This is a genomic window from Dactylosporangium vinaceum (genome assembly GCF_019904175.1).
In the GTDB taxonomy this organism is placed as follows: Bacteria; Actinomycetota; Actinomycetes; order Mycobacteriales; family Micromonosporaceae; genus Dactylosporangium; species Dactylosporangium vinaceum.
Genome location: NZ_CP061913.1, coordinates 5,696,554 through 5,709,232 on the forward strand (window position 1 = coordinate 5,696,554; position 12,679 = coordinate 5,709,232).

General features: G+C 75.2%; 12 protein-coding genes and 1 pseudogene. 9 read left to right on the forward strand and 4 right to left on the reverse strand.

Translation table 11 applies throughout. From position 1 onward, the window contains the following. Nucleotides 1-861: 861 nt before the first annotated feature. From Dvina_RS25530 to Dvina_RS25540, 3 genes are read right to left on the reverse strand one after another with little or no spacing between them, the layout of a single operon-like run. Nucleotides 862-1,578, reverse strand: a complete 717-nt coding sequence (locus Dvina_RS25530) for a hypothetical protein (protein WP_223104980.1) — start codon at nucleotides 1,576-1,578, stop codon at nucleotides 862-864. Beyond that, nucleotides 1,575-1,901, reverse strand: a complete 327-nt coding sequence (locus tag Dvina_RS25535; protein ID WP_223104981.1) for a hypothetical protein — start codon at nucleotides 1,899-1,901, stop codon at nucleotides 1,575-1,577. Before Dvina_RS25535 ends, Dvina_RS25530 begins: the two co-directional genes overlap by 4 nt. Next, complete coding sequence (locus tag Dvina_RS25540; protein WP_223104982.1) at nucleotides 1,898-2,209, reverse strand: PadR family transcriptional regulator; 312 nt, start codon at nucleotides 2,207-2,209, stop codon at nucleotides 1,898-1,900. Before Dvina_RS25540 ends, Dvina_RS25535 begins: the two co-directional genes overlap by 4 nt. Nucleotides 2,210-2,274: 65 nt before the next feature. Between Dvina_RS25540 and Dvina_RS25545 the strand changes: the two genes are divergently transcribed. From Dvina_RS25545 to Dvina_RS25560, 4 genes are all read left to right on the forward strand, one after another. Then, nucleotides 2,275-3,162 (forward strand): hypothetical protein, encoded by an 888-nt coding sequence (locus Dvina_RS25545; protein ID WP_223104983.1) that lies wholly within the window; start codon nucleotides 2,275-2,277, stop codon nucleotides 3,160-3,162. Beyond that, nucleotides 3,159-3,875, forward strand: a complete 717-nt coding sequence (locus tag Dvina_RS25550) for an ABC transporter ATP-binding protein (protein ID WP_223104984.1) — start codon at nucleotides 3,159-3,161, stop codon at nucleotides 3,873-3,875. The genes Dvina_RS25545 and Dvina_RS25550 overlap by 4 nt, the downstream gene beginning before the upstream one ends. Further along, a complete protein-coding gene (locus Dvina_RS25555) occupies nucleotides 3,862-4,674 on the forward strand; it encodes an ABC transporter permease (protein ID WP_223104985.1) in 813 nt (270 codons plus the stop codon). Before Dvina_RS25550 ends, Dvina_RS25555 begins: the two co-directional genes overlap by 14 nt. A gap of 294 nt (nucleotides 4,675-4,968) precedes the next feature. Beyond that, complete coding sequence (locus Dvina_RS25560) at nucleotides 4,969-6,324, forward strand: sensor histidine kinase (RefSeq protein ID WP_246656442.1); 1,356 nt, start codon at nucleotides 4,969-4,971, stop codon at nucleotides 6,322-6,324. Here the strand turns inward: Dvina_RS25560 and Dvina_RS25565 are convergent. Then, complete coding sequence (locus Dvina_RS25565) at nucleotides 6,260-6,613, reverse strand: hypothetical protein (RefSeq protein ID WP_223104986.1); 354 nt, start codon at nucleotides 6,611-6,613, stop codon at nucleotides 6,260-6,262. The two genes, Dvina_RS25560 and Dvina_RS25565, sit on opposite strands and share 65 nt — an antisense overlap. Nucleotides 6,614-6,954: 341 nt before the next feature. On the opposite strand from Dvina_RS25565, the pseudogene Dvina_RS25570 reads away from it, so the two are divergent. From Dvina_RS25570 to Dvina_RS25590, 5 genes and pseudogenes are all read left to right on the forward strand, one after another. After that, nucleotides 6,955-7,416 (forward strand): annotated as a pseudogene (locus tag Dvina_RS25570) (GNAT family N-acetyltransferase); the annotation flags it as partial. Between the two features lie 89 nt (nucleotides 7,417-7,505). Next, nucleotides 7,506-9,110 (forward strand): sensor histidine kinase, encoded by a 1,605-nt coding sequence (locus Dvina_RS25575; protein ID WP_223104988.1) that lies wholly within the window; start codon nucleotides 7,506-7,508, stop codon nucleotides 9,108-9,110. Further along, a complete protein-coding gene (locus Dvina_RS25580) occupies nucleotides 9,107-9,781 on the forward strand; it encodes a response regulator (protein ID WP_246656443.1) in 675 nt (224 codons plus the stop codon). Before Dvina_RS25575 ends, Dvina_RS25580 begins: the two co-directional genes overlap by 4 nt. 27 nt (nucleotides 9,782-9,808) lie before the next feature. Then, nucleotides 9,809-11,152 (forward strand): M20/M25/M40 family metallo-hydrolase, encoded by a 1,344-nt coding sequence (locus tag Dvina_RS25585; protein ID WP_246656444.1) that lies wholly within the window; start codon nucleotides 9,809-9,811, stop codon nucleotides 11,150-11,152. 45 nt (nucleotides 11,153-11,197) lie between these two features. Beyond that, entirely contained in the window at nucleotides 11,198-12,670 is a 1,473-nt protein-coding gene (locus Dvina_RS25590; RefSeq protein WP_223104989.1) for an MFS transporter, read from the forward strand. Nucleotides 12,671-12,679: the final 9 nt, after the last annotated feature.

Below are 12,679 nucleotides of genomic sequence, written 5' to 3' on the forward strand. Positions count from 1 at the left end.
GCCTTCGCGCCGGTAGCGCTGTGGAGTTTGTCCAGCTAGCCACCCGGAAGGTGGCGCCCATGATGGCCCCGCAAGGTGGTTGATCGAGTGTCGGACGGGTGAACCGGCAGACTGAATAAATCAACGTCCGACTATGTTAATTAGGCGAAAACTCTTGTTGACCGCACTGGATTTGCCGCGCGTTTATGAGCTAATGCATCACGCGCGATCGGCGACCGGGGCAGGTCGGGCGGCTTCGGCGCGGGTGCACGTGCGCCGCCGGCGCCGACTGTCGGCGGGTCGCCGGGGTGGGGCGGCGGCGACGCTCGCCACCGGGTAGGTCCGGGCGCTGCCGAAGCGCCGGGCGGCCGGGGTGGCTCGCGACCCGGGCCACGGCCGAGCACCCACTCCAGCGCGTCGATCGCCGCGGGCCGGTGGCGTGATCGACGGTGGAGACGGCGTTCCGCACCGCTTGCGTGACCCCGCTCGGCGTGGCGGGTGCCGGTCGCGGCGTCGTGCCCGCGGCATGGGCGGGCGGTGGCGATGGTGTCCGCACCGCTTGCGTGACCTCGCCCGGCGTGGCGGGCGTCGTGCCCGCGGCATCGGCGGGCGGTGGAGATGGTGTTCCGCACCGCTTGCGTGACCCCGCCCGGCGTAGCGGGTGCGGCGGTCGCGGCGGCGATGCCGGTGTCGTTGACGGCCGCGGCGCGCCCGGCTGCGGGGTAGGCGGCGATGGTGCGTGCAGACTCGAGCCGGTGGGGGCGGCGTGCCTGACGGTCGGGTGTGGCGGTGGTGCGGGTGGTGGCTGCTGTCGTTGGGTGGCGGTGGTGTGCTCGGACTCGAGCCGGTGGCGGCTGCGTTCGGTGGGTGGCGGTGGTGCGTTCAGATTCCAGCCGGTGGGGGCGGGGTGCGCAGGTTCTGGCGCGTGTGGAGGGCGGCGGCGGCCAGGAGGGCCAGGGCGGTTGCGGCGAGCAGGGTGCCGCCCAGGGCGCTCTGCGCGGCCGCGAGTGTGGTGCCGGCGCCGACGACGAGGAGGGCCAGGCGCAGGCGGCGGCGGGTCGGGGCGGTGCCGATCCGCAGGAGCCGGGCGGCGAACCGGGTGAGCTGGAGGGCGATGTACGTGAGCGTCGCCCAGTAGTAGGCGAGCAGCAGGACGCGCAGCGGGCCGTGCGGGTGGTCGACGAGGCCGCTGTCGGCCAGGGCGAGCATGGCGATCGCCGCCGCGGCCGGTCGGGGCAGTGTGCGGGCCGCCGTGGCGACGACGTGGCGGATGGGGCGGTGCCGGGGCGGCAGGGGTGCGGCGAGTGCGGTGCCGGCGAGGATCGGCAGCAGGCACCAGCCGCCCGCCGGCGCGGAGGATCGCAGCAGGAGTGCGGCCACGGCCGTGACCGCGAACAGCGCGGCGGCGAGGACGCGGCGGGTCTGGCCGGCCGTGGTCTGCGGCCAGTCGTCCGGGTGCAGCCACAGGCGGGCGGCGCCGGCTATCGCGTCCGGCCAGCTGCGGGCGCCGCCCTCGGCTACCTCGCGGCCGATCTCGGCGCCCCAGCGTTCGCGGACCGCGGGCGGGTAGAGCGCGACGATGACGGTCGGGGCGCTCATGCCGCTGTCGTCCCGGGCGCCATGACGGTGTGGGCGTGGATGCTCTGGGCTGCTGCCGTCGTGTGCGCCGTGACGGTGTAGGTCCGGATGCTCCGGCCCGCTGCCGTCCTGTGCGCCGTGACGGTGTGGGCGTGGATGCTCTGGGCTGCTGCCGTCGTGTGCGCCGCGACGGTGTAGGTCCGGATGCTCCGGCCCGCTGCCGTCCTGCGGGCCGTGACGGTGTGGGCGTGGATGCTCTGGGCCGGTGTCGTCCTGTGCGCCGTGGCGACGAGGGTCCGGATGCTCCGGATCGGCGCCGTCCGGAGCGCCGGGGCGGTGCTCATGCCGGCTTCGCCCCGAGGGCGCGCAGGCCGGCCTGGGCGACGCGGGCCAGCTGCTCGAGTTCGGTGCGCAGTGTGGTGCGGCCGGTGTCGGTGATCTGCATCGTGCGCTGCCGGTCGGCCGGCTCGCCGTCGGCGGTGGCGGGCTCGATCAGGCCGCGCGCCTCGAGGCGGGTCAGGGCGCCGTAGAGGCTGCCGGGACCCAGGCGGCGGCCGGTGAGCTCCTCGATCGCGGTGTTGATGGCGTAGCCGTGGCGCGGGCCGTCCGCGAGCACGGTGAGCACGACCATCTGGGCGTCGGTGCTGTGCATGGTCCCACAATACTCCATGCCTCGTAGTACTTGCCTCGTACTACGAGGCGCGTACTATGGCACCCATGAAGCTCTCCGCACTGTGGGCGGTGGCGGCGATCGCGGCCGTGTTCGAGGTGATGGCGCTCGTCGTCACCCAGGATGCGGCCGTCCGCGCGACGAGCCCGTGGCAGGCCGATCCGTATGCCGCTGTGGTGTCGTTCGCGCTGCTGGCGGTACCGACGCTGGATCTGGCTCTGATTGTGCGACTGCCGGCCTGGCGGGCTCCCGGGGGCGCCGATCGGGCGCAGCAGACGGCGCGGGCGGCCGGAGCGCTGCTCGCCGTCATCGGCTGTGCGCTGGCCGCGGGCTGGGCCGCCGTCATCGTGCGCGGCAGTGCGCCGGCGCCGCTCGTCGCCGGGCTCGTGGTGCTGTCGGTCCTGGCCGCCGGCGGTGGTGCCGCACTGTGGTGGCAGCGGGCTCCGCGGGGTCCTGCGCGCGGCTGGCGGCACGACTGGCTCGGCGACATCCCGCTGCTCGGGCGGTGGTTCCCCGGCCTCGCGCCGCGGGTCAGGGCGCACGCCACCGCGGTGTTCGCCGTGCTCAGCCTGGTCGCCGCCGCCGGTGTGGTCGGCGCTCAGACGGTCGGTGACGGCTGGAGGGACCCGGTGCTCATCGGCTGGGCGCTGGTCGTCGAGACGGCCGTCCTCTTCTCGTGCTGCGTCGTGGCCAACGCGGTCGCCGGGTTCGTCGCCCGGCCGGCCCGGTCGCGCGCGGCCGGCGTGACGGAGCGCGCGGTGGTGGCGTTCGCCTCGGGGCTGGCGGCCATGACCGCGCTCCGAGATCCACTGTGGACGGCGGTGACCGGGGCGCCGGTGACGACCGTGCCGACGCTCGTCGGGCTGACCGTCGGGGCCGGGCTCGTCGCGGCCGCGGCGACGGCGGCGGTCCAGATGTGGAGGACCGCCGCATGATCCGCGTCGAGTCGCTGTCCAAGCGCTACGGCCGCGATATCGCCGTCGACCGCCTCAGCTTCACCGTGGAGCCCGGCCAGGTCTGCGCGCTGCTCGGGCCGAACGGCGCCGGGAAGACCTCCACCATGCGCGTCCTCGTCGGGCTGTCCACGCCGAGCGCGGGCCGGGTCGGCATCCTCGGCGAGCCGGTCGGCCTCGGCGCCCCGGTGCTGCGGCGGGTCGGTGTGCTCATCGACGGGCCGGCGTTCGTCCCGCACCTGTCCGGCCTGGCCAACCTGCGGCTGCTGTGGTCGGCGACCCGGCGGGCCTGGCCGCCGCCGGCGCTCGACGAGGCGCTCGCGCTGGCCGGGCTCGGCGCGCACCTCGAGCGCCGGGCCGGCAGATACTCGATGGGCATGCGGCAGCGGCTCACGCTCGCCCAGGCGCTGATGCGGGATCCGGACGTGCTCGTGCTCGACGAGCCCGCCAACGGGCTGGACCCGGCCGAGGTGCGGGCGCTGCGCGAGCACCTCGTGGCCCGGGCCGGCCGCGGCGGGACGGTCCTGGTCTCCAGCCACCAGCTCGCCGAGGTGCAGCAGGTCGCCACGCACGCCGTCGTCATGGACCGCGGCCGCCTCGCCGCCGCCGGCCCGCTCGGCGACCTGCTGGCCGGCCGGTCGCTCGAGGACGCCTTCCTGGCCATCACCGAAGGGAGCACCGATGCTGCGGGTTGAGCTCACCACCCAGCTGCTGCGGCTGCGCACCGTCATCGCGCTCGCCGGCCTCGCCGCCGTGCCGGTCGTCGCCGGGCTGGCCACCGCCTCCTCGGCCGGGCAGCGGCTGCACGGGCAGGACGGGCTGTTCGGGGCCGCGCCCTACTCGGCCCTGAACCACGCGATGGCGAGCCTCGAGTTCGCCGGGCCGCTGCTGCTGCCGATCGTGGTGGCGCTGCTCGCCGCGGCCATCGGGTCGGCCGACCGGGACTGGGGCATCCTGCGATACCTCTACGTCGCCCCCGTCACCCGCGGTCGGCTGCTCGCGGGCAAGCTCGCGGCCGTCGTCGTCGCCACCGCCGCCGCGGTCGCCGTGGTCCTGGTCGCCGGTGTGCTCGCCGGGCTGGCCGTGTTCGGCTGGCACCCGTTCCACGTCCTCGGCGGCCCCGACCTGTCCGCCACGGCCACGCTCGGGCGTGTGCTCGGCGCGTGCGGATACCTGACGCTGTGCATGCTCAGCATCGCCGCCATCGCGTTCGCCCTCGGGCTGCTGCTGCCACGCGGGGCCGAGGCCGTGGCCGCGGCGATCGCTTTCGTCGTCGTGGCCAGCATCCTCAACGGCCAGGCGGACCAGCAGCGCGGCCTCCTGCACGCGGTCGCGGTGGCGCTGCCCGTGCACTACTGGCAGGCGTGGCCGGCGCTGCTCACCCACGGCCCCGCCGCCGACCTCGGCCCGGGGATCGCGGTCCAGGCGGTCGCCGTCGTCGGTGCGGCTGCGCTCGCCGCGTTCGTGCTGCACCGGCGCGACCCGGCGGCCTGACGGTGCTCGGCCGGGGCCGGAGCGGGCCGCGCACGTTTCAGAGGCGGTCGCCGTCGCCGGTGCGGCTGCGCTCGCCGTGCTCGTGCTGCACCGGCGCGACGCGGCGGCCTGACGGTGCTCAGCCGGGGCGGGCCGGCCACGACTCACAGGCGGTCGCCGTCGTCGGTGGGGCTGCGTTCGCCGTGCTCGTGCTGCACCGGCGCGACGCGGCGGCCTGACGGTGCTCGGCCGGGGTCGAGGCGGGGCGGCCACGATTCAGGCCCCGTTCAGCTTCGCGGCCGTAACGTTCCGGGTATGCGGCGACACGCGGAGCGGATACGGCAGCGGCTCGGGGTGCGGATGCGCTCCGCGCTCGCCGCATCCGCCGTCGTGGCTGTCGCGTCGGTGCTGACCGGGGTGGCGTTCGTCCTGGCGGCGCGGTTCATCCTGACCGGCGACGCGGACCAGGACGTCGACGACCGGGCGGCCCAGATCGCCGGGACGCTCGGCGACGAGCAGGCCCTGGCGGCGATGATCCAGCCGTCGCTGCGGGACAGCGCGGTGGTGCAGATCCTCGGTGCGGACGGCGCCGTGCTGCGGTCCTCCACGCTGCTCAACGGCGCACCGCCGATCTCGGCGCTGCGGCCGGCGGCGGGGGAGACCCGGCGTGAGCAGCGGCGCCTGGCCGTGGCGCACGACGACGCCTTCCGGATCACGGCGCTCGGCGTGGCCACGGCGGACGGCCCGCGTACCGTGCTCGTCGGCCGGTCCCTGGACGAGATCGACGACGGGACCGAGGCGGCGATCGGGGCGCTCGCCATCGGGCTGCCGCTGCTGACGGTGACCGTTGGCGTGGCCACCTTCCTGTTCGTGGGCCGCTCCCTGCGGCCGGTCGACGCCATGCGCCGCCAGGCCGACACGATTACGGGCCGGAGCCTGCACACCCGGCTGCCTGTACCCCCGGCCGCCGACGAGATCGCCGCGCTGGCCGCCACCATGAACGGGATGCTCGACCGGATCGAGGCGGCGACCACGGCCCAGCGCCGGTTCGTCGCCGACGCCTCGCACGAGCTGCGCAGTCCACTGTCGACGGTGCTGGCCGGGCTGGATCTGCTGGGCGAGGGCCCGCACCTGGACCGCATGCGCCGGGAAGGCGACCGGATGGCCCGGCTCGTCGCCGACCTGCTCCTGCTGGCCCGGGTCGACGAGAAGGGGCTGCAGTTGCGGCGCGAGGACGTGGACCTCGACGACCTGGTGTACCTGGAGCGCGAGCGGCTGGCCGCCGAGCACCCCGGCCTGCAGGTGACCGCGAGGACGGCGCCGGTGCGGCTGAGCGGCGACCCCCACCACCTGCAGCGCGTGCTGCGCAACCTTGTGGACAACGCCGCCCGCTACGCGAAACACACGGTGGAGGTGACACTGGAGGCCCGCGACGGCACCGCCGAGGTCACCGTCACCGACGACGGGCCGGGCATCGCCCCGGCCGACCGGAGCCGGGTCTTCGACCGCTTCGTGCGCCTCGACGCGGACCGCTCCCGGTCCGGCGGCGGCACCGGGCTGGGGCTGCCGATCGCCCGGGACATCGTGACCGGGCACGGCGGCACCCTCACGGTGGAGGAGGCCCGGACCGGCGGCGCGATGCTGCGGCTGTGCCTGCCGCTGACGCGCTGACGGGCCGCGCCAGCACCACCCGCCGGACCCGGCCGCCGTCGAGCTCGCCGGTTCGCCGCCCGCCGAACCCGCCCAGCCCGAGCCGGTCCAGCCCGAGCCGGTCCAGCCCGAGCCGGTCCAGCCCGAGCCGGTCCAGCCCGAGCCGGTCCAGCCGGAGCGGGTCCAGCCGGAGCGGGTCCAGCCGGCTCGTGGCGGCTTCGTGGGCCGCGCGGCGACGGACCCGGTCAAGCAGCAGTGGCAGAGCGATGTTCCCGGCCACCGTCAGCTCCGGCGGCAGGTGACCGGACACGAACCGGAACGCGGCCCGCCGCAGCGGCGTCCACGCCGGCTCGGGCAGCGTGTCGAGCCGCCGTCGGGTGTGCAGATGTCGGGCGGCAGCGGGGCAGCGCCGAGCGGCCGGGCCCGGTCACGATCTCGCCCGGCGCCTCGGCAACCGTCGCGTCGCGCAGCACCGGGGCGCGATGCGCACCGCCGCGCGTCCAACTGTGCTCCGGCACCGGCCGGGCCGTAGGTACGGCGATGCGGCGGCGTCTTACCAGAGGGGTACGCCTCGGCCCGGCGCCGGGCGGCGCGGTCACCGAGGTTAGTTGACATGTCATCAAGATGCTCGGTAGGCTCGGCGGCATGGCAATCAAGGGGTCGTCCGTGCGGCGGCTGACGCCCGATGACGTCGGCCCGGTCACCGTGCTGCAGCGGTGCTGCTGGGTGGACGAGGCCATCGTCAACGAGACCCTCGCCATCCCGGCGCTGCACGAGACGCTCGACGACGTGCGGCGGTGGCTGGGGGAGTGGGACACCATCGGGCTCTGGCTCGACGGGCGGCTGCTGGGTATGGTCCGCGGGCGGCGGATCGGCGACGACTGGCACCTCGGCCGGCTCGCCGTCGTGCCCGACCTGCGCGGGCAGGGCGTCGGGCGGTGGCTGCTGCAGGCCGGTGAGGCGGCCGCCGACCCGCAGTGCCGACGGGTCGTGCTGTTCACCGGCGTCAAGAGCCAGGGCAACATCGAGTTGTACCGCAGCGCCGGCTACGCGCCCATCCCGTCGACCGAGCCGGGGACCGTCAGCCTGGCCCGGGTGCTGCGCGGCGACTGATCCCGGCCGCGGTGTTGGCCGCGTAAGCCGCGTATTGCTCGTTTTGCTCACGGGTCCGCCGCGGGCATCCCGGCGGTACGCTCCCGGTCATGTTCCGGCTGCGTCACGCCCCCTTCGCCCAGCAGGCGCTGGCCCTGCAGGTGGGTGTGCTGGTCGTTGTCGTCGGCGTCGGGTTCGCGCTCGTGGGCTGGCTGTTCGACGACGAGCTGACCCAGCAGTACGGCACCCGCGCCCTCGCCGTCGCGCACACCCTCGCCGCCGACCCGGCGATCGCGGCGGCGGCCGCGGCCGACGACCCCGACGGCATCCTGCCCGGCCGGGCCGAGGCGGCGAAGACCGCCAGCGGGGCCCTGTTCGTGGTCATCACCAACCGGCTCGGCATCCGCCTGGCCCACCCCAACCCGGACGGCATCCGCCAGCCGGTCAGCACCGACCCGTCCGAGGTCCTCGCCGGCAACGACACCATCAACGTCGAGCAGGGCACGCTCGGGCTGTCGGCCCGCGGCAAGACGCCACTGCGCGACGCGGGCGGCGCGATCGTCGGCGAGGTGAGCGTCGGGTTCCGCATCGCCGACGTCCGCGGGCACGTCAACCGCGAGCTGAGCGTGGCCGCGGCGTTCGCGGGCGGCGCACTGCTGCTCGGCTGCGTCGGGGCGGTCCTGCTCGCCCGCCGGCTCAAACGGCTGACGCTCGGCCTGGAGCCGCGGGAGCTGGCCGAGCTGGTCCAGGAGCGCGAGGCGGTGCTGCACGGCATCAGCGAGGGGGTGCTCGCCCTGGACGCCGACGGGCGCGTCTCCGTGTGCAACGACGAAGCGGCGCGCCTGCTCGGGCTTCCCGGCGAGGGCGCGGCGACCGGCAGTACAACCGCTGCATTGGCTCTTCCGCCTGTCCTGCGGGAGGCCGTGGACCGGCGCGACGCCGTCGACAACGTCATCACCGTCGCCGGCGACCGGGTGCTCGTCGCGAACTATCGGGCGGTGCGCCGGGAGGAGCGCGATCTGGGCGGCGTGCTGACCCTGCGCGACCGGACCGATCTGGAGACGATCACCCGCGAGCTCGACTCGGTGCGGACGCTGAGCACGGCCCTGCGGGCGCAGCGCCACGAGTTCGCCAACCGGCTGCACGTGCTGTCCGGGCTCCTGCAGAACGGCCACGGCGGCGAGGCCCTCGAGTTCCTGCACGCGGTGTCGGACCCGGCCGCGCCCGTCGGCGGGCACACGGTGGACGACCCGTACCTGCAGGCGTTCGTCGACGCGAAGAGCGCCGAGGCGGCGGAGAAGGGCGTGCGGCTGGCGCTGGCCGACACCAGCTGGGTCGGCACCCGGGTCACCGCGCCGGTCGAGGTCACCACCGTGCTCGGCATCCTCGTCGACAACGCCCTCGAGGCGGCCCGCCGCGGCGCCCGCCGCCCGGCCTGGGTGGACCTCGCCCTGCTCGAGGACGGCGCCACACTGCACATCTCGGTCGTCGACTCCGGCGACGGCGTCGCCGCCGACCTGGCCGGGCGCGTGTTCGAGGCCGGGGTGTCCACAAGCGCCGAGGACGGCCGGGGCATCGGGCTGGCCCTGGCCCGGCAGTCGGCGCGCCGGCTCGGCGGCGACGTGCGGCTGGCCGCGGCGACCGGCGACGACCACGGCGCCGTGTTCGAGGCCCGGCTCCCCAAGGCCCTGCGACCGCCGGTGAGGCCCGCATGACGATCCAGGTGCTCGTGGTCGAGGACGACTTCCGGGTCGCCCGCGTCCACGTCGAGTTCACCAGCCGCATCGACGGGTTCACCGTCGCCGCGACCGCCCGGACCGCGGCCGAGGCGCGCCGCGAGCTGGCCACCCGGCGGGTCGACCTGGTGCTGCTCGACACCTTCCTGCCCGACCAGTCCGGGCTCGACCTGCTGGCCGAGATGACCGTCGACGCGATCATGCTGACCGCGGCCAACGACGCCGCCACCGTGCGGGCCGCCTACGCCCGCGGCGCGCTCAACTACCTCGTCAAGCCGTTCACCGCCGAGCAGCTCGCCGACCGGCTGGCCGCGTATCGGCACTACCGCGCGCTCGTCGCCGCCGACCGGCCCATGACCCAGGTCGAGATCGACAGGTGCGCGCGGGTCGTGCACGAGGGCGATCGCCCGGCGCCCCCGAAGGGCCAGTCGGCGGTCACGGCCGGGCTGGTCAGCGAGGCCCTGCGCGGCGCCGCCCGGCCCCGCACCGCGGCGGACATCGCCGACGAGCTCGGCATCTCCCGGGCCACGGCGCAGCGGTACCTGGCCGAGCTGGCCCGCGAAGGGGTGGCCGAGGTGCAGCTGCGCTACGGGGGCGCCGGGCGGCCGGAACATCAGTACTGCATCCCGCCGGGCCGCCCGGTGCGCTGAAGATCGCCTGGTCGGTAGAGTCGTCGTGTGGCAGAACCAGTGCGTTCGCGCGAGGACGCGGCGATCGAGGCGTTGCGCGCGCTCGTGCGGATCCCCACCGTCAGCCGCCGCCGGCCCGAGGACGTCGAGGCGGGTGTCTTCGCGCGCTTCCACGCGGAGCTGCGGGCCCGGTTCCCGCTCGTGCACGAGCGCCTCGAGTGCACGGCGATCGGCGCGGCCGGCCTGCTGTTCCGCTGGGCCGGTCCGAGCGCCGAGCGCCCGGTCGTGCTCATGGCCCACCAGGACGTGGTGCCGGTCGAGCCGGACGACCCGTGGCAGCACGACCCCTTCGGCGCCGAGGTCGTCGACGGCTGGGTCTGGGGCCGGGGCACGCTCGACGACAAGGGCCCGCTCGTGGCGGTGTGCGCCGCGGTCGAGAGCCTGCTCGGCGCCGGCTTCACCCCGGCGCGCGACGTGTGGCTCTTCTTCGGCTGCGACGAGGAGGTGGCCGGCGTCTCGGCCCGGCTCGCCGTCGAGGAGCTGCGCCGGCGTGGGGTCGAGCCCTGGTTCGTGCTCGACGAGGGCGGTGCCGTCGCGTCGGGCACGGTGCCCGGCGTCGCCGTGGCCCAGGCGGTCATCGGCGTGGCCGAGAAGGGCATCACGAACGTCGAGCTGCGCGTGGCGGGCCGCGGCGGGCACGCCTCGGTGCCGGCCCGGCTGGGGCCGACCGCGCGTCTGGCCCGGGCGGTCGGCCGGGTCGACGCGATACGGCACCCGGCGCACGTGCCGGACGCGACAGCCGAGTTCTTCCGCCGGCTCGCGCCCCACGCCCCGGCGCCGCTACGCCCGCTGCTGCGCCGGGCCGGGCGGCTGCGCCCGCTGCTCGCGCGGGTCCTGGGCCGGCTCGGGCCCGAGTCGTCGTCGATGACCCGCACGACAGCCGTGGTCACGACGCTGTCCGGCTCGCCGGCGCTCAACGTCGTCGCCACGAGCGCGGTGGCCGGCGTCAACGTCCGGGTCATGGTGGGCGACAGCGTGGACGCGGTCCTGGCGCGCATGCGCCGGGCGGTCGCCGACGACCAGGTGCGCTTCGAGATCCTCGACCGCAACGAGCCGTGCCCGCTCTCGCCGGTCGACGACGACGCGTTCCGGCTGCTGGAGGCGACGGTCGGCCGGGTCTTCCCCGACGCCGTCACGGTGCCCTACATCATGATGGCGGCCACCGACTCCCGGCATTTCACGGCGATCTGCCAGCGGGTGTACCGGTTTGCGCCGCTGCGCATGTCGAAGGAGCAGCGGGCGGCGATCCACTCCTACGACGAGCGGGTCGGCGTGCAGGACTTTCTCGACGGGGTGGAGTGGTACCGGCTTCTGCTGCAGAATCTCGACTGAGCGCGGCGCCGGTGAGCGGCCCGCGCGGAGCGAGAGGAACCGGCAATGGGCCGACCCGAGCCGATCACCGATCCCGGACGTCCCGGCGTTGCCCGGCCCGCGGCCGAGAGGCTGGTGCGCATCGTCGGGTTCCTGGTCTGTGTCGAGATCGCCAGCGGTATCCTGCAGGGCTACTACACGCCGATCTGGACCGACATCGCCGGACATCTGGGGATGAGCGACGCCGACGTCAACTGGTTCGAGGCCGCGCAGCTGATCGTCGCCACACTCGCCGTGCCGCCGCTGGCCCGGCTCGGTGACATGGTCGGGCACAAGCGCGTGCTCGTCGCCTCGACGGCGGTCACCGCGCTCGGCTCGTGGGTCCTGGTGTTCGCACCGAACTTCGCGACGTTCCTCATCGGCTTCGCCGTGCAGGGCGCCTACATCGTGTGGCTGCCGATCGAGATCGCGATCGTCTATCGGCGCACGGCCGGCCGCCCGCGCCAGGGGACCCTCACGCGCTACGCCGCGGCCGTCCTGGTCGGTGCCCTCGAGCTGGCCGTGATCGTCGGCGCGCTGACGAGCGGGGCCCTTGTCGAGTCGGTCTCGATGCCGGTGGTCCTGGCCCTGCCCGCCATCGCCGTCACACTGGTGCTGGTGCTCGTCATCGCCGGCATCGAGCACGTGCCCGGGGCCGGCCTGAGCAACCCCGACCTGCCCGGCCTGGGCCTGCTGATCGCCGCGCTCGGCCTGGTCATGGCCGGCCTCATCGTGATCCGGCTGCAGGGGCTCGCGAGCATCCCGGCCTGGGTGCTGCTCGCCCTCGGGATCGGCGTGCTCGCCGCCTTCGTGCGCTTCGAGGCGGCGCGGGAGCAGCCGTTCATCGACGTGCGGCTGCTCGCGCTGCCCGGTCAGTGGCCCGTGCAGCTCACGGCGTTCCTCTTCGGCATGTCGGTGCTCGGCGCGCAGATCCCGCTGTCCACCTTCGCGCGGACCGATCCGGCCGTCGCCGGCTACGGGCTCGGCGCCGGCGCCTCGTTCGTCTCCACGCTCATCGGCGTGTACGTCATCAGCCTGGCCGCGGGGGCGTTCACGTTTCCCGTCGTCGCCCGGCTGCTGGGCACCCGCCGGGCCCACGTCCTGTACTGCCTGCTCGTCGCCGCCGGGTATGCGCTGTGGCTGCCGTTTCACGCCACGACGCTGCAGGCGGTGACGAACATGGTGATCGCCGGCCTCGGCTCGGGCGCGCTCGTGGCGGCGCTGCCGGTCGCGGCCGCCGCCGGTGCCCCGCCGGCCGCCACCGGCCTCGCGACGGGCATGACGAACGCGACGAAGACCGTCGGCGGCGCGATCGCATCGTCGATCTTCGCCATCGCGCTGTCGGCCACCGGCTCCATCGACGATCCGGCCGCCGGGCACGCGTCGCTGTCCGGATACCTCACTGTCTGGTCGGTGTGTGCCGTCGCGGCGCTCCTGGCCGCGCTCGCCCTCGCCCGCCTCCCGGTGGACCGCGGCGAGGTCGTCGAGCCCGCCGGCTGAACGCCCGCG